General features: G+C 72.6%; 22 protein-coding genes and 3 tRNA genes. 6 read left to right on the forward strand and 19 right to left on the reverse strand.

Annotation, left to right across the window (positions count from 1 at the left end; all coding sequences use genetic code 11):
* The 4 genes from ACZ3KJ_RS10920 to ACZ3KJ_RS10935 form a co-directional block, all read right to left on the reverse strand.
* A complete protein-coding gene (locus tag ACZ3KJ_RS10920; RefSeq protein WP_389513194.1) occupies positions 1–453 on the reverse strand; it encodes an FAS1-like dehydratase domain-containing protein in 453 nt (150 codons plus the stop codon).
* Between the two features lie 137 nt (positions 454–590).
* Positions 591–755, reverse strand: a complete 165-nt coding sequence (gene rpmG / locus ACZ3KJ_RS10925) for a 50S ribosomal protein L33 (RefSeq protein ID WP_003948671.1) — start codon at positions 753–755, stop codon at positions 591–593.
* Between the two features lie 88 nt (positions 756–843).
* A tRNA-Met gene (locus tag ACZ3KJ_RS10930) sits at positions 844–916 on the reverse strand.
* 46 nt (positions 917–962) lie between these two features.
* Positions 963–1,035, reverse strand: a tRNA-Thr gene (locus ACZ3KJ_RS10935).
* 335 nt (positions 1,036–1,370) lie between these two features.
* Between ACZ3KJ_RS10935 and ACZ3KJ_RS10940 the strand changes: the two genes are divergently transcribed.
* Together ACZ3KJ_RS10940 and ACZ3KJ_RS10945 are read left to right on the forward strand one after the other, a co-directional pair.
* Complete coding sequence (locus ACZ3KJ_RS10940) at positions 1,371–2,699, forward strand: amidohydrolase family protein (protein ID WP_467526195.1); 1,329 nt, start codon at positions 1,371–1,373, stop codon at positions 2,697–2,699.
* A gap of 77 nt (positions 2,700–2,776) precedes the next feature.
* On the forward strand, positions 2,777–3,433 hold the full coding sequence (locus tag ACZ3KJ_RS10945) for an SDR family oxidoreductase (protein WP_467526196.1): 657 nt from the start codon (positions 2,777–2,779) through the stop codon (positions 3,431–3,433).
* Positions 3,434–3,505: 72 nt separating this feature from the next.
* Here the strand turns inward: ACZ3KJ_RS10945 and ACZ3KJ_RS10950 are convergent, their stop codons facing one another.
* On the reverse strand, positions 3,506–3,718 hold the full coding sequence (locus tag ACZ3KJ_RS10950) for a hypothetical protein (RefSeq protein WP_389513189.1): 213 nt from the start codon (positions 3,716–3,718) through the stop codon (positions 3,506–3,508).
* Between the two features lie 223 nt (positions 3,719–3,941).
* Between ACZ3KJ_RS10950 and ACZ3KJ_RS10955 the strand changes: the two genes are divergently transcribed.
* Entirely contained in the window at positions 3,942–4,229 is a 288-nt protein-coding gene (locus tag ACZ3KJ_RS10955) for a hypothetical protein (protein ID WP_467526197.1), read from the forward strand.
* A gap of 415 nt (positions 4,230–4,644) precedes the next feature.
* Here the strand turns inward: ACZ3KJ_RS10955 and ACZ3KJ_RS10960 are convergent.
* Positions 4,645–4,726, reverse strand: a tRNA-Tyr gene (locus ACZ3KJ_RS10960).
* Between the two features lie 223 nt (positions 4,727–4,949).
* Between ACZ3KJ_RS10960 and ACZ3KJ_RS10965 the strand changes: the two genes are divergently transcribed.
* Positions 4,950–5,438 carry a YajQ family cyclic di-GMP-binding protein gene (locus tag ACZ3KJ_RS10965; RefSeq protein ID WP_467526198.1) on the forward strand — a complete coding sequence of 163 codons (489 nt, stop codon included), beginning with the start codon at positions 4,950–4,952 and terminating at the stop codon, positions 5,436–5,438.
* Between the two features lie 100 nt (positions 5,439–5,538).
* Here the strand turns inward: ACZ3KJ_RS10965 and ACZ3KJ_RS10970 are convergent, their stop codons facing one another.
* From ACZ3KJ_RS10970 to ACZ3KJ_RS11030, 13 genes are all read right to left on the reverse strand, one after another.
* Complete coding sequence (locus tag ACZ3KJ_RS10970; RefSeq protein WP_467526199.1) at positions 5,539–5,805, reverse strand: GlsB/YeaQ/YmgE family stress response membrane protein; 267 nt, start codon at positions 5,803–5,805, stop codon at positions 5,539–5,541.
* Between the two features lie 383 nt (positions 5,806–6,188).
* Complete coding sequence (locus ACZ3KJ_RS10975; RefSeq protein WP_467526200.1) at positions 6,189–6,581, reverse strand: YccF domain-containing protein; 393 nt, start codon at positions 6,579–6,581, stop codon at positions 6,189–6,191.
* Positions 6,578–7,441, reverse strand: coding sequence for a zinc metalloprotease HtpX (htpX, locus tag ACZ3KJ_RS10980; RefSeq protein WP_467526201.1), 864 nt, complete (start codon positions 7,439–7,441; stop codon positions 6,578–6,580). The genes ACZ3KJ_RS10975 and htpX overlap by 4 nt, the downstream gene beginning before the upstream one ends.
* 203 nt (positions 7,442–7,644) lie before the next feature.
* Positions 7,645–9,168 (reverse strand): NADH-quinone oxidoreductase subunit N, encoded by a 1,524-nt coding sequence (locus tag ACZ3KJ_RS10985; protein WP_467526202.1) that lies wholly within the window; start codon positions 9,166–9,168, stop codon positions 7,645–7,647.
* Positions 9,165–10,739, reverse strand: a complete 1,575-nt coding sequence (locus ACZ3KJ_RS10990; protein WP_467526203.1) for a complex I subunit 4 family protein — start codon at positions 10,737–10,739, stop codon at positions 9,165–9,167. Before ACZ3KJ_RS10990 ends, ACZ3KJ_RS10985 begins: the two co-directional genes overlap by 4 nt.
* Before the next feature lie 6 nt (positions 10,740–10,745).
* The gene (locus ACZ3KJ_RS10995; RefSeq protein WP_467526204.1) at positions 10,746–12,737 is read right to left on the reverse strand and encodes an NADH-quinone oxidoreductase subunit 5 family protein; all 1,992 of its coding nucleotides are present in this window, start codon (positions 12,735–12,737) and stop codon (positions 10,746–10,748) included.
* On the reverse strand, positions 12,734–13,147 hold the full coding sequence (gene nuoK, locus ACZ3KJ_RS11000; protein WP_467526205.1) for an NADH-quinone oxidoreductase subunit NuoK: 414 nt from the start codon (positions 13,145–13,147) through the stop codon (positions 12,734–12,736). Before nuoK ends, ACZ3KJ_RS10995 begins: the two co-directional genes overlap by 4 nt.
* Positions 13,147–13,773, reverse strand: a complete 627-nt coding sequence (locus tag ACZ3KJ_RS11005; protein WP_467526206.1) for an NADH-quinone oxidoreductase subunit J family protein — start codon at positions 13,771–13,773, stop codon at positions 13,147–13,149. Before ACZ3KJ_RS11005 ends, nuoK begins: the two co-directional genes overlap by 1 nt.
* On the reverse strand, positions 13,770–14,363 hold the full coding sequence (locus tag ACZ3KJ_RS11010) for a NuoI/complex I 23 kDa subunit family protein (RefSeq protein ID WP_389513163.1): 594 nt from the start codon (positions 14,361–14,363) through the stop codon (positions 13,770–13,772). The genes ACZ3KJ_RS11005 and ACZ3KJ_RS11010 overlap by 4 nt, the downstream gene beginning before the upstream one ends.
* Positions 14,364–14,365: 2 nt before the next feature.
* On the reverse strand, positions 14,366–15,334 hold the full coding sequence (locus ACZ3KJ_RS11015; protein WP_389513161.1) for a complex I subunit 1/NuoH family protein: 969 nt from the start codon (positions 15,332–15,334) through the stop codon (positions 14,366–14,368).
* Entirely contained in the window at positions 15,331–16,680 is a 1,350-nt protein-coding gene (locus tag ACZ3KJ_RS11020) for an NADH-quinone oxidoreductase subunit C (protein ID WP_467526207.1), read from the reverse strand. Before ACZ3KJ_RS11020 ends, ACZ3KJ_RS11015 begins: the two co-directional genes overlap by 4 nt.
* A complete protein-coding gene (locus ACZ3KJ_RS11025; RefSeq protein WP_467526208.1) occupies positions 16,677–17,294 on the reverse strand; it encodes an NADH-quinone oxidoreductase subunit B in 618 nt (205 codons plus the stop codon). The genes ACZ3KJ_RS11020 and ACZ3KJ_RS11025 overlap by 4 nt, the downstream gene beginning before the upstream one ends.
* The gene (locus ACZ3KJ_RS11030) at positions 17,285–17,704 is read right to left on the reverse strand and encodes an NADH-quinone oxidoreductase subunit A (protein WP_385071704.1); all 420 of its coding nucleotides are present in this window, start codon (positions 17,702–17,704) and stop codon (positions 17,285–17,287) included. Before ACZ3KJ_RS11030 ends, ACZ3KJ_RS11025 begins: the two co-directional genes overlap by 10 nt.
* Before the next feature lie 345 nt (positions 17,705–18,049).
* Between ACZ3KJ_RS11030 and ACZ3KJ_RS11035 the strand changes: the two genes are divergently transcribed.
* Positions 18,050–19,243 carry a sensor histidine kinase gene (locus tag ACZ3KJ_RS11035; RefSeq protein ID WP_467526209.1) on the forward strand — a complete coding sequence of 398 codons (1,194 nt, stop codon included), beginning with the start codon at positions 18,050–18,052 and terminating at the stop codon, positions 19,241–19,243.
* Between the two features lie 115 nt (positions 19,244–19,358).
* A complete protein-coding gene (locus ACZ3KJ_RS11040) occupies positions 19,359–20,747 on the forward strand; it encodes a sensor histidine kinase (protein WP_467526210.1) in 1,389 nt (462 codons plus the stop codon).
* Positions 20,748–20,781: the final 34 nt, after the last annotated feature.

A 20,781-nucleotide genomic window follows, 5' to 3' on the forward strand; every position in this document is an offset into this window, starting at 1 on the left:
TCAGCTCTCCTCGGCGGCGCGCGCCACCAGCTTGGTCCAGGCGGTGACGACGTGCTCGCCGGCCTCGTCGTGGACCTCACCGCGGATGTCGAGGATGTCGTTGCCCGCCATCGACTTGATGCCTTCGATGGTCGAGGTCACCGTGAGCCGGTCACCGGCGCGCACCGGGCGCCGGTAGGCGAACTTCTGGTCGCCGTGCACCACCCGGCTGTAGTCGAGGCCGAGCTGCGGGTCCTGGACGACCTGTCCCGCGGCCTTGAACGTGATGGAGAACACGAAGGTCGGCGGGGCGATCACATCGGAGTGCCCGAGCGCCTTCGCGGCCTCCGGGTCGGTGTACACCGGGTTGGTGTCCCCCACGGCCTCCGCGAACTCACGGATCTTCTCCCGGCCGACCTCGTAGGGGTCGGTGGGCGGGTAGGTCCGCCCCACGAAGGACTGGTCGAGCGCCATGGGCTCGGCACCTCCTGGTTGCTCTGCTGACCGGTGTTGCTCTGCTGACCGGTGTTGCTCTACTGGCCGGTACGGGTCGCTCAACGACGCGAGGCCGCCCCCGATCACTCGGGGACGGCCTCGCGTACGAGCCTGATTTATCGCGTTTCGCGGTGCGCGGTGTGCGCGTTGCAACGCGGGCAGTGCTTCTTCATCTCAAGACGGTCCGGGTTGTTACGCCGGTTCTTCTTGGTGATGTAGTTCCGCTCCTTGCACTCCACGCAGGCCAGCGTGATCTTCGGGCGGACGTCGGTGGCAGCCACGTGAGTGCTCCTTGACGAACGGATGGGACATTTAACGCAAGAAAGAGTAGCCGATCGAAGGACCGACCCCGCAATCGGCTACTGACAGTAGCGGTGACCGGACTTGAACCGGTGACACAGCGATTATGAGCCGCTTGCTCTACCGACTGAGCTACACCGCTGCGATGCGATCGGGCCCCGCCTGACGGCGGGAACCTCTCACACCAGAGCCCCAATACGGAATCGAACCGTAGACCTTCTCCTTACCATGGAGACGCTCTGCCGACTGAGCTATTGGGGCGAGCGATGAAGACATTACACGGTCCGCCGCCGTTCGCCCAAATCCGTTTCCCGGGCCTCTCCGGCGGCCCCGGCGGGACCTGCCCGCGCACCTCCGCCCGGACCTCCCCCGGCCCCTTTCCCGCAGGTCCCGCGGGTCCCCTGCGCCCGTCCGGCCCCCCGGAACCACACCGGTACGACTATTGCGCTCCTCCCCGACAGCGCCGGACGGCCGCCCTAGGCTCGACTCACTCTGCGTGATCTTCCCCGCCGACGAGCCCCGCGCGGCCCACCCCCACAAGCCCACCGCCCCTCTCCCCCTCCCCGTCCCCCTCACCGCCGAGCCACTGGAGCGCGATGCCCGACAGTCAGCCGCAGCCGCCCCACTCGCCGTGCCCGTCCCCGCCCGCGCCGCCCGCCCCGCCGTCACCGCCCTCGACGTCCTCCCCCGGCGCGTCGGACGGTCCCGCGGACGGGCGGCCCGACCCGGCCGTCCTGCTGCTGTGCGGCGCGCGCCTCACGGACGGCCGGACCGTCGACGTACGGCTGAGCCACGGACGCATCGAGGCGGTCGGTACGGCCGGCAGCCTGGCCCCCGGCCCGTCCCGCGGCGCCGGAACCCGTCTGGACCTCGGCGGCTACCTCCTGCTGCCCGCCCCCGCGGAGCCCCACGCCCACGCCGACACCGCCCTGTCCGCGGACTCCGACGGCCCCGTCCCGTACGCCCCCCTGGACGTCCAGCGCCGCGCCACGGAGGCCGCGCTGCTGCAACTCGGCCACGGCGCGACCGCGCTCCGCGCCCACGTGCGGGTGGGCGACGTCCAGGGGCTCGGCGCACTGGCCGCCGTGCTCCGGGCCCGGCGCGGCCTGCGCGGACTCGTGGAGCTGACCACGGTGGCGATGCCCCGGGTGCTGACCGGGCTGGCCGGCGCGGACGGGCTCGCGGTGCTGCGGGACGCGGTGAAGATGGGCGCCTCCGTGGTCGGCGGCTGCCCGGACCTCGACCCCGATCCGACCGGGTACGTGGAGGCCGTCCTGGCCGTCGCCTCCGAGCACGGCTGCCCCGTCGACCTGCACACCGACGCGGCCGACCCGGCCCGCCTGGCCCGCCTCGCCGCGATGGCCGGCGGGCTGCGCCCCGGCGTGACCCTCGGCCCTTGCAGCGCCCTGGCCCACCTCCCCGCCGAGGCCGCCACCCGCACCGCCGACCAACTGGCCGCCGCCGGGGTGACGGTGGTCTGTCTCCCTCAGGGCGGCTGCGGCTCCGTGGAACGCCGCGGCACGGCGCCCGTACGGCTGCTGCGCGCCGCCGGCGTGCGCGTCGCGGCCGGCAGCGGCGCCCTGCGGGACGTGTCCAATCCGGTCGGCCGCGGCGACCCGCTGGAAGCCGCCTACCTCCTCGCCTCCCGCCACGGCCTGCGCCCCGAGGACGCCTACGACACCGTCAGCGCGGCCGCCCGGGCGGCCCTGGGCCTCCCCGAGGTCCGGCTCGAGGCGGGATTCCCCGCCGACCTCCTCGCGGTCCGGGGCGACCGGCTGCCCGCCGCGCTGTCGCTGGCGTACAGCCGGATCGTGATCCACCGGGGCCGGGTGGTGTCGCGCACGAGCGCGGTCCGCGAGTACTGCGACTCCGCGGCGGCCGCGGGGCTGGGGCTGCCGCGGCAGGGGCGGGGCGAGGTGTCGTGAACCCGGCGCATCGCCGCGCCCGTTCACGCGTTCGACCTGGGCGGCGGACGGGGCCGTTCGGGCGTACGGTCGAAGGCATGCGCATTGTCATCGCTGGAGGTCATGGTCAGATCGCGCTGCGGCTCGAGCGCCTGCTCGCCGCGCGCGGGAACGCCGTCGCGGGCATCGTCCGCAAGGCCGAGCAGGCCGACGACCTGCGGGCCGTCGGCGCCGAACCGGTCGTGCTGGACCTGGAGTCGGCGTCGGTGGAGGAGGTGGCGGAGCGGCTGCGGGGTGCGGACGCGGCGGTGTTCGCGGCGGGAGCCGGTCCGGGCAGCGGGACGGCCCGCAAGGAGACCGTGGACAAGGGCGCCGCGGTCCTGTTCGCGGACGCGGCGGTCCGGGCGGGCGTACGGCGCTTCCTGGTGGTGTCGTCGTACGGCGCGGACGCCGGCCACCAGGGCTCCGAGGTCTTCGACGTCTACCTGCGCGCCAAGGGCGAGGCGGACGCGTACGTCCGGGGCCTGGACGCCCTCGACTGGACGATCGTGCGTCCGGGTTCGCTGACGGACGACCGGGGTTCGGGTCTCGTCCGGCTGGAGGCGCACACGGGCCGCGGCGCGATCCCGCGCGACGACGTGGCCGCCGTCCTGGCGGAGCTGCTGGACACCCCGGCGACGGCCGGCCTGACCCTGGAGCTGATCGGCGGGTCGACGCCGGTGTCGGTGGCGGTGAAGTCGGTGGCGGGCAACTGAGGCCCGCCATCCGGCGGCGGCAGCCGGGCGCGGCTGAGGCGGGACGCTCCGGGCCTCCGAACGTCCCGACGGTCAGAACAGTGGCAGCTGGCCGGGTATCTCGGCCACGACGTACCCGTCCAACGACGGCTGCGCCGCACCCAGTTGCGCCGTCCGGCGGGAGCCGGGGCAGGAGGTGAGCCGCCCGCTCTCCCGCGCCCCGGGCGGATCGTGCCGGGCGAACCGCCCGGCGACGACGGCGATCTCGCGACGGCACTCGGGGCAGGTTCTGCGGCGGCTGGACATGGGGCCAGTGTGCCCGAGCGCACCCCCCGCGCCCCTTCCGCCCCGCGGCCGACGCGATCCGCCGCTCGGGGCCGCGCTTGCTTCCCGCTCCCGTCCCGCCCAGCCCCGCGCGGCCCGCCGGCCTCGGACGCCCCGCTTGCCCCACTTGCCCCACCGGCCGCGTCGGCCGCGTCGGCCGCTCTCGCCGCGCGGAAGTGCGCCCTTCTCCCTAGCATCCGTACATGTGGCACACACTTTCGAGGAACTCGTGGAGAAGCAGCGCGCGGCGGACGAGGCCCACACGCGGGTCCTGCACCTGCGGGACGCGTACGGCGCCCCCACCGCCGCCCCCTGGTCGGAGATCCAGACCGACACCTACGAAACCGCCTGGCGCGCCTGGCGCGACCTCGCCCGTGACGCCCAAGCCGCGGTGACCGAGTACGCCAGGAACGAGGGCAGACAGCGCACGGACGTCGAGGAGGACGTGAAACGCGCCGCGAAGTCGCCCGAGGCGCCCCCCGAGGAGGGATGAGACCGCCCGGGAAGGGTGAACCGGCCGAGGGGACGGCGAATGACACGGCCCCGCGGCGGAACGCGGCGACGCCCTGTCCGGCGGGATCCGCGCTGCTCCGGGGATTCACTCGGACGGGCCGCACCGCAGCGCCGCCGATCGCCCCGATCGCCGGAACGGCCGGCTCGCCGAGGAGCGCGGCAGGCCGGAGCGCGACAAAGAACGGCAGGATCGGACAGTTGAGAGGCCGTCAGGTACAGGGAGCCGCCCTGGACGACCTCCGAGCGCAGGAGTGGACACCCGTGAACGGGCCGACGGCCGGACCCACACGGCACCACACGAGCGCCCGGCACCCCACACAGAGATCAGCGCGCGGAAAACGCGAAACCCCCTCCGGCCTGCTGTAAGCGCAGGTCGGAGGGGGTTTCCCTCAGCGTGGCGGCGCCAGGATTCGAACCTGGGAAGGCTGAGCCGGCAGATTTACAGTCTGCTCCCTTTGGCCGCTCGGGCACACCGCCGGGTTTGCTGCCGTTCGAACCGCTTTTCGGCGGTGCTCCCTGGCAACGACGTAAACGATACCTGATGGAGGGGGGTGCTCCGCCACCTGGATTCCGCGGCGCCGGGAGAGAGCCGGGTGGCTAGGCTTGTCCGGATGCGGCCCGCGTCTGACGCCGGGCTCGGCGGCAGCTCTGGACGCCGACACGCACCCGACAGCCACCCCGATACAAGGAGCCACAGGACATGGCCGACTCCAGTTTCGACATCGTCTCGAAGGTCGAGCGGCAGGAGGTCGACAACGCCCTCAACCAGACCGCCAAGGAGATCTCGCAGCGCTACGACTTCAAGGGCGTCGGTGCCTCGATCTCGTGGTCCGGCGACAAGATCCTGCTGGAGGCGAACTCCGAGGACCGGGTGAAGGCTGTCCTCGACGTCTTCCAGTCGAAGCTGATCAAGCGCGGTATCTCGCTGAAGGCGCTGGACGCGGGCGAGCCGCAGCTCTCCGGCAAGGAGTACAAGATCTTCGCGTCGATCGAGGAAGGCATCTCCCAGGAGAACGCCAAGAAGGTCGCCAAGATCATCCGCGATGAGGGCCCCAAGGGCGTCAAGGCGCAGGTCCAGGGCGACGAGCTGCGCGTCAGCTCCAAGAGCCGCGACGACCTGCAGGCCGTCATCGCCCTGCTCAAGGGCAAGGACTTCGACTTCGCACTTCAGTTCGTGAACTACCGGTAGGCATCCGGTACCGGTGGCCCCGCGCCACCGGGAACGAGGAGGGGCGGGCTCCCGGCCGGCGCCCGCCCTTCTCGACGGCCGGTCACGCCCTGGGGCGGGCTCAGTCGCGCGAGTTGCCGAACAGGATGCGGTAGGCGATCAGGAGCACGAGGGAACCGCCGATCGCCGCCGCCCAGGTGGCGCCGTCGTAGAAGTCCTTGGTGATGGGGTGGTCGAGCCAGCGGGCCGATATCCAGCCGCCGATGAACGCGCCCGCGATGCCGATGATGGTCGTGCCGATGAAGCCGCCCGGGTCGCGGCCCGGCAGCAGAACCTTGGCGATGACTCCGGCCAGCAGCCCCAGAATGATCCAGCTGATGATGCTCATGCCCTGAACCTGCCCTCTCGTGCTGTGCCCGCACTGTCCCGGCACTGTGATGTCGCTCCGGTCCGGCTGTGCGTTCGTGCGTCATGTGCGTGTTCGTGCGGTGTTGTGGGGGACGACGCCGGGACGGCGCGCTCCGGTTCCCCTCGCCATGGAGGTGCGGTCCATGACACAGTCCGGATCGGCCGGCCCGGGGGGCGGGTGGTGGCCGCCCTGGCCAGCGGCCCTGAAGGGCCCTGACGGCCCCCTGGAGGGCCCGCGACCGGCAACTGCTCGTCCTCGGTCATGCGTTCATGATGCGGGCCGCCACTGACGACCGGGTCCGGGCTGTGGACGACGGGCCGGTTGTGGACGAGCGAGCCACCCGTGCGGGTGGGGCGGGTGCGTCAGCGTGCGGTGAACGGCCGGTCCGAGGGCACGATTTCGCGGCCCAGCGGAAGCAGTGAGACCGGGATCAGCTTGAAGTTGGCGATGCCGAACGGGATGCCGATGACCGTGAGACAGAGGGCGATGCCGGTGGTGATGTGCGCCAGGGCCAGCCACCAGCCGGCGAGAACCAGCCAGAGGACGTTGCCGACGCAGGACGGGGCGCCCGCGTCGCGGCGTTCGACCGTCGTGTAGCCGAAGGGCCACAGGGCGTAGACGCCGATCCGGAAGGCCGCGAGGCCGAACGGGATGCCGATGATCGTGACGCAGAGCAGCAGGCCCGCCAGCATGTATCCGAGGAAGAGCCAGAAGCCGCTGAGGACGAGCCAAATGACGTTCAGGATGGTCTTCACTGGTGGCGACCTGCCATCTTCTCGAGACGGGCGATGCGCTCGGCCATCGGCGGATGCGTCGAGAACACCCTGGACAGTCCCTGGCCCGGGCGGAACGGGTTCGCGATCATCATGTGGCTCGCGGTCTCGATGCGGGGCTCAGGGGGCAGCGGGAGCTGTCGGGTGCCGGTCTCGAGCTTGCGCAGGGCGCTGGCGAGGGCCAGGGGGTCACCGGTGAGCCGGGCGCCGGAGGAGTCGGCCTCGTACTCGCGGGAGCGGCTGATGGCGAGTTGGATGACGGAGGCGGCCAGCGGGCCCAGGATCATGATCAGGAGCATGCCGAGGAGGCCGGGGCCGTCGTCGTCGTTGGAGCGGCCGATCGGGATCAGCCAGGCGAAGTTGACCAGGAACATGATCACGGAGGCGAGGGCGCCGGCGACCGAGGAGATGAGGATGTCCCGGTTGTAGACGTGGCTCAGCTCGTGGCCGATGACGCCGCGCAGCTCACGCTCGTCGAGGAGGCGGAGGATGCCTTCGGTGCAGCACACCGCGGCGTTGCGCGGGTTGCGGCCGGTGGCGAAGGCGTTGGGGGCCTCGGTCGGGGAGATGTACAGGCGGGGCATGGGCTGGCGGGCCTGCGTGGAGAGCTCGCGGACCATGCGGTAGAGAGCGGGAGCCTCGAACTCGCTCACCGGGCGGGCGCGCATCGCGCGCAGGGCCAGCTTGTCGCTGTTCCAGTACGCGTAGGCGTTGGTGCCGAGCGCGACCAGGACCGCGACGACGAGCCCGGTGCGGCCGAAGAAGCTGCCGATGACGATGATGAGTGCGGACAGTCCCCCGAGGAGAACTGCGGTCCTGAGCCCGTTGTGCCGGCGGTGCACGGTACGCCCTCCAAGTCGTGCGGCAGGGGAACCCTTTGCTTGCTGATCTTGCCCTTTGGTCTGCGGAGCCACGGGTGTCGTGGTGTCACGTCCAGTGGAACCTCCCGTTTTGGTCAACGCCAGGCGAGGTCCACTGGTTCCCTTGTCCGCCCGTGGGCATGCGTGGGCCGTCCGGGTGAGGGACCGCGGTGGGGGGCGACGGCTCAGAACAGGGCGGTGTCCGCGAAGCGCAGGATCAGCTGGGGAGCTCCGGAGAGGGCGACGGCGAGGACCGCGGTGAGGGTGAGGGCGGCGGTGAGGGGGGCGGGGACGCGGTGCCTGACGGGTTCGCCCTGGGGGGCGCGGAACAGCAGTGCCGTCCACTGGAGGTAGTAGTACAGGGCGATCACCACGTTGACTGCCATGACGACGGCGAGCCAGCCCAGTCCCGCGTCGACGGCGGCGGAGAAGACGGTGACCTTGGCGAAGAGGCCGATGACGCCCGGCGGCAGTCCGGCCAGGCAGAGCAGGAAGAAGGCCAGGAGGAGGGCGGCCAGGGGGTTCTTCGCGTAGAGGCCCCGGTAGTCGGTGAGGCAGTTCGCCGGGTTCGTACGGCCGACGAGGGCCGCCACCGCGAAGGCGCCGAGGTTCACGGCGGCGTACATGAGGGCGTAGGCGACGGTGGAGCCGATCGCGTGGTCGCGGTCGTCGGAGTACGCGGCGGCGGCGATCGGGACGAGGAGGTAGCCGGCCTGGCCGACGGACGACCAGGCGAGCAGGCGGACGGCGCTGTACGCGCGCGTGGCGCGCTGGCGGAGGGCGCCGGCGTTGCCGACGGTCATGGTGAGGGCGGCCAGCGCGGCGAGGGCGGGGCCCCACACGTCGGCGTACGCGGGGAAGGCGACGACCGTGACCAGGATGAGGCCGGAGAAGCCGACGGCCTTGCCGACGACCGACAGGTAGGCGGCGACGGGGAGGGGGGCGCCGATGTAGGTGTCGGGGACCCAGAAGTGGAAGGGGACGGCGGCCGTCTTGAAGGCGAAGCCGACGAGGGTGAGGACGACGCCGGTCTGGGCGAGGGTGTGCAGCTGGCCGTCCACGGCCTGGATGCGGTCGGCGACCAGGGTGAGGTGGAGGGTGCCGGTCGTGGCGTAGACGAAGCTGATGCCCAGGAGGCTGACGGCGGTGGCGGTGACGGAGGACAGGAAGAACTTCAGGGCCGCCTCGGAGGACCTTCGGTCGCCGTGCCGGATGCCGACGAGGGCGAAGGCGGGCAGGGAGGCGACCTCCAGGGCGACGACGAGGGTGGCGAGGTCGCGGGAGGCGGGCAGGAGGGCGGCGCCGGCGGCGGACGACAGCAGCAGGAACCAGAACTCGCCTTCGGGGAGCCGCTTGCGGGCGTCCTTCAGGGCCGTGACGGACAGGAGGGCGGCCAGGAGCGCCCCCGCGAGGACCAGGAACTGGATGACCAGGGTGAAGCGGTCGGCCGTGTAGCTGCACGCGCGCGGGTCGCCGGTGAGGCAGAAGGTGGAGCGGTCGCCGTCCAGGAGGGGCAGCAGGAGGGCCGTGGACGTGGCGAGCCCGGCGACGGACAGCCAGCCGAGGAGCGGCTTCCTGCTGTCGGAGACGAACAGGTCGGCGACGAGGACGACGAGGCCGACGAGCGCCGCGAGGGTGGGCGGGGCGATCGCGAGCCAGTCGACGGACTGGACCACCGACGCGGCCAGGGGCTGGGCCAGGGAGCTCATCGGGTGCCTCCTGCGAGGAGCTGCTGCACGGCCGGGTCGGTCAGGCCGAGCAGGGCCTTGGGCCAGAGGCCGGCGACGACGGTCAGGACGACGAGCGGTGTCCAGGCCGCGAACTCGTAACGGCGGACGTCGGTGAGCCGCGGGGCGTCCTGCGGGAGGGCGCCCATGCAGACGCGGCGGACCACGACGAGCAGGTAGGCGGCCGTCAGCAGCGTGCCGAACGCGGCGATGGCGGTGAAGGTGAGGAAGGCGGGGCGGCTGAGGTCGTCGGCGGGGTCGAAGGCGCCGAACAGGGCCAGCATCTCGCCCCAGAATCCGGCCAGGCCGGGCAGGCCGAGCGAGGCGACCGCGGCGAAGGCGAGGAGGCCGCCGAGGCGGGGCGCCCTGCCGTAGAGGGCGGCGCCGGTGGCCTCGGCGAGGGTGTCGAGGTCGGTCGTGCCGGTGCGGTCCTTCAGGCCGCCGACCAGGAAGAAGAGCAGGCCGGTGATGAGGCCGTGGGCGATGTTGGCGAACAGGGCGCCGTTCACGCCGGTCGGGGTCGTGGAGGCGATGCCGAGCAGGACGAAGCCCATGTGACCCACGGAGGAGTAGGCGATGAGGCGCTTGAGGTCGCCCTTGGCGCCCTGCTTGGCGAGGGCCAGGCAGGCCAGGGATCCGTAGATGATGCCGACGACACCGAAGGCGGCGAGGTACGGCGCGAAGGTGTGGAAGCCGTCGGGCGCCACCGGGAGGAGGATGCGCACGAACCCGTACGTGCCCATCTTCAGCAGGACACCGGCCAGCAGGACCGAGCCGACCGTCGGGGCGGCGGTGTGGGCGTCGGGCAGCCAGCTGTGCAGCGGCCACATCGGGGTCTTGACCGCGAGCCCGATCCCGATCGCCAGCACGGCGACGACCTGCACGGATGCGGTCAGCGACCGGCCGTTGTCAGTGGCGAGTGCCACCATGTCGAACGTGCCCGCCTCGAGTCCGATCAGGAGCAGGCCGAGGAGCATGACCACGGATCCGAGCAGGGTGTACAGGATGAACTTCCAGGCCGCCTGGGTCCGGCCCTCGCCGCCCCAGCGGGCGATGAGGAAGTACATCGGGATCAGGACCGTCTCGAAGGCGAGGAAGAACAGCAGCAGGTCGAGGACGACGAAGGTGGCGAGGGTGCCGCACTCGAGGACGAGCAGGAGCGCGACGAAGGCCTTCGGGCTGGGGCCCGCGGGCGGGTTGAAGTAGGAGTAGAGCGCGCAGAGGAAGGTCAGCAGCGCGGTCAGGACCAGAAGGGGGAGGGAGATGCCGTCGATGCCGAGGTGGATGCGCACGTCGAGTGCGGGGATCCAGCTGATGTCGGTCGTGGCCTGCATCTTCGACGGCTGGTCGTGGTCGAAGCCGAGCGCGAGGACGATCGCGGCGGCGAGGATCACGCCGGTCACGGTCACGCCGTGCCGCAGCACGGCCTGCTCGGGTGACGTCCCCTTCAGGCCGGGCGGGGCCGGGAGGAGAGCGGCGGCGGCCCCGAGGAACGGGCCGACGACGATGAACGCCAGAAGGAACTGCATCACGGACTCGCTGATATCGATCACGTCTGCTCACGCTCCCGTGGCGACGAGGAGGGCGGCGACCGCCAGGACGACGGTGCCGGCGAGCAGCGCGCTCACATAGGTCTGGACGTTGCCGGTCTGGGCGCGCCGTACGGCGGTGCCGAGCCAGCGGGGCAGGGTGCCCGCGCCGCGTACGTAGGTGTCGACGACCTCGCGGTCGAGGAACCGGACGAGGCTCGCTCCGCCCTGCACCGGGCGGACGAACAGGGCCCGGTAGACGGCGTCCAGGTGGAAGCCGGCGGCCGCGTGGCGGTGGAGCGGGCCGAGCAGGAGCCGTCCGGGGTCGGCCGGGTCGGGGGCGGAGGCGATGTTCCCGTAGGCGGGCGCGTGGGTGGCGATGGCCTCGGCCTCGACCTGTCCGGCGTCGGCCTCGGGGTGGGCGGCGACCGCGCCCAGGGGGACGCGGGCGGTGGCGGTGGTGTGCCGCCAGGCTCCGTAGAGGACGAGGGCTCCGGCCAGGGCGAGGCCGGTGCCGAGGACGGAGGTGGTGAGGGTCGGGGCGAGGGCGCCGCCGTCGAACCAGTGGGGGAGCGTGCGGTAGGCGAGCCCGCCGAGCGCCAGGGAGGGGACGGCGAGCACCCACAGCACGACGGTCATCGGCAGGGGCTGCCGGCCGTGGTCGGGGGCCTCGGGGCCCCGGCCGCGGAAGGCCAGCAGCCACAGGCGGGCCGCGTAGGCGGCGGTGAGGAGGGCGGTGAACAGGCCGGAGACGAGGACGACCCAGCCGGCGACGGCGGGGGCGTGCTCGGTGTGTCCGGTGGTGACGTGCTCGGCGGCGCCGAGGACGGACTCCTTGGAGAAGAAGCCGCTGAACGGCGGGATCGCGGCGAGCGCGAGGAGCGCCACGGTCATGGTCCAGAAGGCATCGGGGACGCGGTCGCGCAGGTGGCTCATGCGGGACATGGCGGCCAGCGAGTTGGTGCCGGCGGCGTGGATGATCACGCCGGCCGCGAGGAACAGCAGCGCCTTGAAGGCGCCGTGCGACAGGAGGTGGAAGACGGCGGCACCGCGGTCGCCGACCGCTAGGGCGCCGGTCATGTAGCCGAGCTGGCCGATCGTCGAGTAGGCGAGGACGCGCTTGATGTCGTCCTGGGCGAGCGCGGCGAGGGCCGAGCCGGCCATGGTGACGGCGGCCATGACGGCGAGGACGGCCATCGCGGCCTGGGAGGCCTCGAACACCGGGAGGAGACGGGCGACGAAGTAGACACCGGCGGCGACCATCGTCGCGGCGTGGATCAGCGCGGAGACGGGTGTCGGGCCCGCCATCGCGTCCGGGAGCCAGGTGTGGAGCGGGAACTGCGCCGACTTGCCCGCCACGCCCGCCAGGAGCAGCAGGGCGATCAGGGTGGGGTGGTCGAGTCCGCCGTGCGCGACGGCGCCGAGCACCTTCGTGATCTCGAAGGAGCCGGCCTGGGTGGCGAGGGCGAACAGGCCGATGAGGAAGGGGACGTCGCCGAGCTTGGTGACCAGGAAGGCCTTGATGGAGGCGGCGCGGGCCTCGGGGGTCTCCCAGTAGTGGCCGACCAGGAAGTAGGAGCAGATGCCCATGACCTCCCAGCCGACCAGCAGCACGATCAGGTCGCCGGAGTAGACGACCAGGAACATCGCGGAGGTGAACAGGGAGACGAGCGCGGCGTACGAGGGGTAGCGGGGGTCCTCGCGGAGGTAGCCGGTCGAGTAGATCTGCACGCAGGAGGCGACGAGGCCGACCAGGACGGCGACAAGGGCGGCGAAGCCGTCGATGTGCAGGGAGAGCTCGATCGGCACCGAGCCGGTGGGCGTGAGTTCGGTGGCCGCGTCGACGGCCGCGTCACCGCCCTGCCGTACGGCGACCAGGGCGGCCAGGACGACGGAGGTGAGGGTCGGCAGGACGGCGAGCGGGCGGACGAAGCCGGGGGCCGTGCGGCCCAGGAGCAGACCGGCGGCCGCGCCGAGGAACGGCAGGAGGGGGACGAGGACGGCGAGGGTGGTCGTGGTCACGCGGTGGCCTCAGCCTTCTCGGTCCGCTCGGTCGGTTCGGCCGTCCGGGTGCCGCTGTCGGTGCCGTGGCCGTCGGGGTCGTCGGTGTGGGGGCCCTCGGCGGTGTCGCGGAGCCTGTCGATGTCCGCGGTGCCGCGGTTGCGGTGGACGGCGAGGACGATCGCCAGACCGATGCCGATCTCGGCGGCGGCGATGGCGATGGTGAACAGGGTCAGGGCCTGGCCGGAGTGCAGGGTCTCCTCGGCGGTGCGGCTGAGCCACACGTCGAAGGCGACCAGGTTGAGGTTGACGGCGTTGAGCATCAGCTCGACCGACATCAGGACCAGGATGGCGTTGCGCCGGGCCAGGACGCCGTACAGGCCGGTGCAGAAGAGGAGGGCGGAGAGGACGGCGGGGTAGGCGAGGTGCATCAGCGGGCGCCTTCCTGCTCGGAACTCTCTGTGACGATCCGGGAACTTCCGGTGACCCCGCGTGCGTTCACGGGGGGCGGGGTCGACTCCGCCTTCGCCTTGCGGGACAGGACGATCGCGCCGACCAGTGCGGCGAGGAGGAGGACGGAGAGTGCCTCGAAGGGGAGGACCCAGTGCTGGAAGAGGCTCGCGCCGGTGACCTCCGTCGAGCCGGCGGCCGGGCCGTCGAGGTCGATCCAGGTGGTGCGGAAGGCGTCGACGACGACCCACACCAGGGCGGCCGCGGCGGCGACGGCCACGGTGAGGGCGGCCCAGCGGTTGCCGGAGTCGGCGTCCGGGGAGCGGCCGATGGGGGCACGGGTGAGCATCAGACCGAACAGAAGGAGGACGACGACGGAACCGACGTAGATGAGGACCTGCACCCAGGCGATGAATTCGGCGGTGAGCAGGAGGTACTCGACGGCGAGGCCGCCGAGGCTGACCACCAGCCACAGGGCGGCGTGCACGAGTTGCCGGGTGGTGACGGTGACGAGGGCGGCACCGAAGGTGGCCAGACCGACGAGGAGAAAGGCGATCTCGACACCGGTCGGGGAGAGGAAGCCGTGGGCTTCGGCTGCGAGGCTCACGCGTCCCCCTCCCTCTGCTGCGGCTCCGCCTGTTCCTGGGCCTGGGTCGCGGCCAGCTTCTCGGCCGTCTTGCGGGCGGCGGCGATCTCCTTCGGTTCCTCCGCGCCGGGGTCGAGGGCGGGCGGTGCCGGGACGGTCCACATCCACTCGCGGAGCTTGTCGCGTTCGTGGGTGAGCTCGCGGATGTCGGTCTCGGCGTACTCGAACTCCGGGGACCAGAACAGGGCGTCGAAAGGACAGACCTCGATGCAGATACCGCAGTACATGCACAGGGAGAAGTCGATGGCGAAGCGGTCGAGGACGTTCCGGCTGCGTTCACGGCCGCCGGGGGTCGCGGCCGGCACCGTCTCCTTGTGGGAGTCGATGTAGATGCACCAGTCGGGGCACTCACGGGCGCAGAGCATGCAGACCGTGCAGTTCTCCTCGAACAGGCCGATCACCCCGCGGGTGCGGGGCGGGAGGTCGGGCTGGGTTTCCGGGTACTGCTCGGTGACGGTCTTCCTCGTCATCGTGCGGAGGGTGACGGCCAGGCCCTTGGCGAGGCCGCTGCCGGGGATGCGGGACCGGGTGGGCGGGGACGGCTCGGCCATGGTCACTGGATCACCACCTTGACGATGCCGGTGAGGGCGATCTGAGCGAGGGAGAGGGGGACGAGGAGGGTCCAGGACAGCTTCTGGAGCTGGTCCTCGCGCAGCCGGGGGTAGGTGACGCGCAGCCAGATGACGACGAAGGCCAGCAGCGCCGTCTTCAGCAGGGTCCAGACCCAGCCGAGGCCGTCGGCGCCCCAGGGGCCGTGCCAGCCGCCCAGGAAGAGGACGGTGGTCAGACCGCACAGGACGACGATCCCGGCGTACTCGGCGAGGAGGAAGAGGGCGAAGCGGAGACCGGTGTACTCGGTGTACGCCCCGAAAATGATCTCCGAGTCGGCGACGGGCATGTCGAACGGCGGACGCTGGAGCTCGGCGAGGCCCGCGACAAAGAAGACGATCGCGCCGACGATCTGCCAGGGCAGCCACCACCACTCGAACGCGTCGACGATCCCGGGGATCGACACCGTCCCGGCCGCCATCGCCACCGAGGCGGCGGTGAGGAGCATCGGGAGCTCGTAGGCGAGGAGCTGGGCGGCGGTGCGCAGACCGCCGAGGAGGGAGAACTTGTTGGCGCTGGCCCAGCCGGCCATGAGCGAACCGAGGACGCCCACGCCCATCACGGCGAGGACGAAGAAGACACCCGCGTCGACCACCTCGCCGACCGCGCCCTCGCCCGGGCCGATCGGGATGGCGAGGAGAACGAGGAGGTACGGGAGGAGGGCGACGGCGGGGGCGAGCTGGAAGATGCGTCGGTCCGCGCCGGCCGGGACGACGTCCTCCTTCTGCGCGAACTTCACGCCGTCCGCGACGAGCTGGGCCCAGCCGTGGAAGCCGCCGGCGTACATGGGGCCGAGGCGGCCCTGCATGTGGGCCATCACCTTGTGCTCGGTCTGGCCGACGATCAGGGGGAAGGTGAGGAAGACGACGAAGACGACCAGGAGTCGCAGGGCGACGTCGAGAGCGTCGTTCACTGCGGGCCTCCTGGGCGGTTCTCGGGGGTCTCGTCGGCGGGGGGTCGGGGCTCGTCGGCGGGGGGCTCGCCGGTGCCCCGCTCGTCCTCGCGGGACTCGGTGTCGCGGGACTCGGCGGCGGGGGACTCGGCGGCGGGGGTGCCGTCGTCGCCGGACGGTTGCTCGTCCGGAGCCGGTCGCTGTACTGCGGTCCCCCGCCGGTCCGGTTCGTCGAAAGCCGGGCGGGCGTGGTGCCACGGGGCGTCGGAGCTGCGCGGGGACGGCGACGGCGCCTGGTCCGGGGTGGTCTCTGCGGGAGCGGGCGTCCGTTGGCTGGCCGAGCCCTGGCTCGCGCTGCGGGACCGGCGCGGTCCGCTCGTGCTCCTGGGGGTGGGCGGGGCAGACGGGGCGGAGCGGTCCGTCGGAGCTGTCGGAGCTGTCGGATCTGTAGGTGACGTCCGGCCAGTCGCGCCCGTCGCGGAAGCCGAGGTGTCCGCGGAAGCCGAGGTGTCCGCGGACGCCGGGGCGTTCCCGGAAGCCGGAGTGTCCGCGGGGGCCGGGGCATCCGCCGAAGCCGGGGCGTTCGTGGCCGACGGTGTGGTCGAGGGGGTGGCCGCCGACTGGCTGGCCGACCCCTCGGCCGCGGACCGGGTACGGCGTGCCGGGCGCTCCCCGGCGGCCCGTGCGGGCCGGTCGCCCGCGGCCCGTACCGGCCGGTCGCCGGCCGCCGCACGCGCCGGGCGGTCGCCGGCCGCGCGGCCCGCCGCGCCCCGCGCCGGGCGGGCCGGTGCGGGCGGGAGCTGGCCCTTGAGGGGGCCCCACTCGTTCGGGTCGGGGACGCCCGGGGGCAGCATCTGGCGGCGCTTGGGACCGCCGTGTTCGGACTCGCCGGGTTCCTTGGCGCCGGGCCAGGCCTTGGCGACGCGGGCGGCGAGGACGAAGTCCTTGCGCAGGGGGTGGCCCTCGAAGCCGTCCGGCAGGAGGAGGTGGTCCAGGGCGGGGTGGTCCTGGAAGACGACCCCGAACATCTCGTGCGTCTCGCGCTCGTGCCAGGCGGCGCCCGCGTAGACGCCGACGGCGGAGGCGAGGACCGGGGAGTCGTGCGGGACCGTCGTGCGCACCAGCAGCCGGCGGACCGGGGACAGGGCGACGACGTGCGCGGCGACGCGGAAGCCCGTGCCCGGTTCGTCGACCGCGCTCAGCCAGTCGAAGTAGGTGCAGTCGAGGCGGTCGCGGGCGGTCTCCAGGGCCGTGGTCCAGGTGGCCGGGGGGACGTCCACGGTCAGGACGTCGTAGGCCTCCTCGGCCGTGGCGTCCGGGCCGAAGAGGTCCTCGGCGGGGGTGGGCAGCCAGCCGGCCGCGGTCATCGGTCCGCCTCCCCCGGAGCCGTCGGGCCCGCGTCGGCCGGTGGCCGCACCAGCCCGCTCTGCAGCGCCGCGGCCGACGGGCGGGCCGGGCCGGCGGCGTACCGCTCGCCGAGGGACTCGCGCGCGATCTTCTCCTGGAGCTTGAGGATGCCCTGGAGCAGCGCCTCGGGGCGGGGCGGGCAGCCGGGGACGTAGACGTCCACCGGGATGATCTGGTCGACGCCCTTGGTCACGGAGTACGAGTCCCAGTAGGGGCCTCCGCAGTTGCTGCACGCGCCGAAGGAGATGACGTACTTCGGCTCGGGCATCTGCTCGTAGAGGCGCTTGACGGCGGGGGCCATCTTGTCGGTGACCGTGCCCGAGACGACCATGAGGTCGGCCTGGCGGGGGCCGGGCGCGAAGGGGATGACGCCCAGGCGGATGAAGTCGTGGCGGGCCATCGACGCGGCGATGAACTCGATCGCGCAGCAGGCGAGGCCGAAGTTGAAGACCCAGAGGGAGTAGCGGCGGCCCCAGTTCAGGACGACCTTCATCGGCTCGGGGGCGAGGCGGGCGAGGGTGCCCAGCCGCTTCGGCTCCGGGAGCGATACGGGTTCCGAGGGGGTCACGTCCATGCCAGGACGCCCTTCTTGTATGCGTAGAGCAGGCCCACGGCCAGGAAGCCGAGGAAGAGGAACATCTCCACGAGGGTGGTGGCGCCGTAGCCGGGGGCCGCGAACACCGTCGCCCAGGGGAAGAGGAAGATCGAGTCGACCGCGAAGATCACGTAGAGGAAGGCGTAGACGTAGTAGCGGACCTGGGTGTGGGCCCAGCCCTCGCCGACGGGGTCGACGCCGCACTCGTACGTCAGGAGCTTCTCGGGGGTGGGGACCACCGGGCGCAGCAGGCGGCCCGCGCCGAACGCGACCGCGACGAACAGCACGCCCACGGCGACCAGAAGTCCGACGACCGCGTAGGAGTGGAAGTAGTCCGACGCGACGACGACCGTCGAACCCTTCACCGTTTCGTGCGACGTCTGCGGCACCGTCCGTCCCTCACTCCCCGGCCTCGGCCTGTCCGACGATCTGTACGCACGGGAGTCTAGGGCCTGATAAAGGCACGGTAAGCAGCCCGTCACGTCTGGGGCAACGGGGGTGGGGTTTTCCCCAGGCGACGGGGGCGGTGGACTCCATGGCGCGGCGGCGCGGCACGCGGCACGCTGGCCCACATGACCGTATCCCAGCCCGCGCCCGGCACCGGGCACCCGCCCACGGCCGCAGCCACCGGACACCCGGCCACGGCCACGGCACGCCCGGCCTCTCCCGGAACCACCGGAACCGCCGGTGCCGCTGGTCTCCCCGGAACCGGCGGAGCAGGGCGTCCGACCGCCGTGATCATCGCCGGGCGGGCTGCGGCGCGGGGCGACGACCGTCCGCCGCCGGCCCGTCTCGCCTACGACGCGCACACGTGGAAGGAGATCGTGCACCTCCTGGCGAACCTGCCGATGTCGCTGTTCGGCTTCACGTACGTGATGACGGTGCTGTTCACGGGCGCCGCGTTGACGCTGACGGTGACCGGGCTGCCGCTGCTGGCGCTGGGGCTGCTGGGGGCGCGGCTGATCGGCCGGTTCGAGCGGGGGCGGGCGCGGCGGCTGCTCGGGGTGCGGATCGACGAGCCGAGTCCGCTGCCGTTGCGCCGGGCGGGCAACTTCCTCCAGGGGATGTGGCTGGCGCTGAAGGACCCGGTGGCCTGGCGGACGGTGCTGTACGACTTCGTCCGGCTGCCGTGGGGGATCCTCACCTTCACGACCGTTCTGGTCTCGCTGTTCGTGCTGTGGCCGGTGCTGCCGTTCCTGGCGCGCGGGCTGGCCAACGCGGACCGGGCGATGGTGCGGGCGCTGCTGTCCCCGTCCGACGAACTGGAGCGGCGGATCGCCGAACTGGAGTCCGACCGGGGGGTCGTGGTGGACACGGCCGCCGCCGACCTGCGGCGCATCGAGCGGGACCTGCACGACGGGGCGCAGGCCAGGCTCGTCAACCTGGCGATGGGGCTGGGGCTGGCGAAGGAGAAGCTGCTGGAGGACCCGGACGCGGCCGCGGCGATGGTCGAGGAGGCGCACGGCGAGGTGAAGCTGGCGCTCCAGGAGCTGCGTGATCTCGCCCGGGGCATCCACCCGGCCGTCCTGACCGACCGCGGCCTGGACGCGGCGCTGTCGGCGGTCGCCTCCCGCTGCACGGTGCCGGTCACGGTGACGGCCGACCTGCCGACGAGACCGGCGCAGGCCATCGAGGGCATCGCCTACTTCACCGTCTCCGAGCTGCTCCAGAACGTCAGCAAGCACAGCGGGGCGCGGTCGGCCTCCGTCGACGTGTGGCGGGTGGAGAACCGGCTGCTGATCCAGGTCGTGGACGACGGCCGGGGCGGCGCACGGCTCGACGGCGGCACCGGGATACGGGGGCTGGCGGAACGGCTGGGCGCCGTGGACGGCATGTTCGTCGTCGACTCGCCGCCCGGCGGCCCGACGACGGTGACCGCCGAGCTGCCGTGGCGGGACCGGACCGACCCGGGCGGATCCGCGAGGTAGGGAAAACCCCCCGTCCAGGACGCCGATGGCCTCCATGGTCCGCGGGCCGGTGTCCGAGGAGGGTGGAGACGGGGGACGACACCCGCGGACGAGACGAGTAGAACGGACCACGCCGATGGCCACGCAGTACAGCGAGTACGGGGACTTCACGCGGTACCCGGACGGGTACGGACCCGGCGGCGCGCGGCGGCACCGGCTGCCGCTCGCACTGCGGGCGCCGGTCGAGGCGCGGGCCTGGCGCGAGTTCGCCTATCTGCTGCTGAGCCTGCCGATCAGCGTCGTGCTGTTCACGTTCGTGGTGACGACGCTGTCGCTGGGTGCGGGCCTGCTGGTGACGTTCCTCGGGATTCCGGTACTGGCGGCGGGGCTGGCCGGCTGCCGGGGCCTCGGTTCGGTGGAGCGGGCACGGGCGCGGGCCCTGCTGGGGCTGGACGTGGCGCCGCCCGAGCCGCTGCGGCAGCGCGGGCGCGGCGCCCTGGCCTGGATGGGCGCGGTGCTCCGGAGCGGCGCGTCCTGGCGGCACGTGCTGTACGCGGTGCTGCACCTGCCGTGGGCGGTGTTCTCCTTCTCCGTCGCGGTCGCCTTCTGGACGTACGGCTGGACGATGCTGACGTATCCGCTGTGGTTCTGGGTGTTCCCGATGTACGGCGGGCAGGGCGGGCTCCAGCTGTACGGGGACGAGCAGCACCGGATCTACCTCGACAACCCGTTCGAGATCACGGTGACCGCGCTGGTCGGGCTGTTGTTCACGCTGGCGACGCCGTGGATCGTGCGGGCGTTGACGACGGTGGACCGGGTGCTGGTGCACGGGCTGCTCGGGCCGTCGCGGCTGGCGTCGCGGGTGGTGGAGCTGGAGTCCGACCGGGGGGTGGTGGTGGACACGGCGGCGGCCGACCTGCGGCGCATCGAGCGGGACCTGCACGACGGGGCGCAGGCGCGGCTGGTGGCGCTGGCGATGGACCTGGGGCTGGCGAAGGAGAAGCTGCGGGAGGATCCGCGGTCGGCGGCGCGGATGGTGGACGAGGCGCACGGTGAGGTGAAGACGGCGCTGCGGGAGCTGCGGGACCTGGCGCGGGGCATCCACCCGGCCGTCCTGACCGACCGCGGCCTGGACGCGGCGCTGTCGGCGGTCGCCTCCCGATGCACGGTGCCGGTGACGGTGGAGGTCGACCTCGCGGAGCGCCCGGCGGCGGCCATCGAGGGCATCGCCTACTTCACCGTCTCCGAGCTGCTCCAGAACGTCAGCAAGCACAGCCGGGCGCGGTCGGCCTCCGTCGACGTGTGGCGGGTGGAGGACCGGCTGCTGGTGCAGGTGGTCGACGACGGTGAGGGCGGCGCGGACGCCGGCGCCGGCTCGGGTCTGGCGGGCCTGGCCGAGCGGCTGGACGCGGTGGACGGGATCCTGCTGGTGGACTCCCCGGCCGGCGGGCCGACCCGGGTGACGGCGGAGCTTCCCTGGCGGTCGGCCGACCCGGTGGGCGGGCCGGGGGCCGGACGCCTCTGAGACGACCTCCCTCCGCCCGTCCGCCCGCCCGTCC

Source organism: Streptomyces sp. NPDC003248 (assembly GCF_055563235.1).

What these genes read in the sequence shown, in the direction of transcription:
- ACZ3KJ_RS10950 (WP_389513189.1), bottom strand. Translation starts at nt 3,718, where the DNA reads ATGTCCAGCCGCCGCAGAACCTGCCCCGAGTGCCGTCGCGAGATCGCC.
- ACZ3KJ_RS10945 (WP_467526196.1), top strand. Translation starts at nt 2,777, where the DNA reads ATGCGCATTGTCATCGCTGGAGGTCATGGTCAGATCGCGCTGCGGCTC.
- nuoK (WP_467526205.1), bottom strand. Translation starts at nt 13,147, where the DNA reads ATGCACCTCGCCTACCCCGCCGTCCTCTCCGCCCTCCTCTTCTGCACC.
- ACZ3KJ_RS11020 (WP_467526207.1), bottom strand. Translation starts at nt 16,680, where the DNA reads ATGACCGCGGCCGGCTGGCTGCCCACCCCCGCCGAGGACCTCTTCGGC.
- ACZ3KJ_RS10920 (WP_389513194.1), bottom strand. Translation starts at nt 453, where the DNA reads ATGGCGCTCGACCAGTCCTTCGTGGGGCGGACCTACCCGCCCACCGAC.
- ACZ3KJ_RS10940 (WP_467526195.1), top strand. Translation starts at nt 1,371, where the DNA reads ATGCCCGACAGTCAGCCGCAGCCGCCCCACTCGCCGTGCCCGTCCCCG.
- ACZ3KJ_RS10985 (WP_467526202.1), bottom strand. Translation starts at nt 9,168, where the DNA reads ATGAGCTCCCTGGCCCAGCCCCTGGCCGCGTCGGTGGTCCAGTCCGTC.
- ACZ3KJ_RS10965 (WP_467526198.1), top strand. Translation starts at nt 4,950, where the DNA reads ATGGCCGACTCCAGTTTCGACATCGTCTCGAAGGTCGAGCGGCAGGAG.
- ACZ3KJ_RS10970 (WP_467526199.1), bottom strand. Translation starts at nt 5,805, where the DNA reads ATGAGCATCATCAGCTGGATCATTCTGGGGCTGCTGGCCGGAGTCATC.
- ACZ3KJ_RS11025 (WP_467526208.1), bottom strand. Translation starts at nt 17,294, where the DNA reads ATGGACGTGACCCCCTCGGAACCCGTATCGCTCCCGGAGCCGAAGCGG.
- ACZ3KJ_RS11010 (WP_389513163.1), bottom strand. Translation starts at nt 14,363, where the DNA reads ATGGCCGAGCCGTCCCCGCCCACCCGGTCCCGCATCCCCGGCAGCGGC.
- ACZ3KJ_RS11040 (WP_467526210.1), top strand. Translation starts at nt 19,359, where the DNA reads ATGGCCACGCAGTACAGCGAGTACGGGGACTTCACGCGGTACCCGGAC.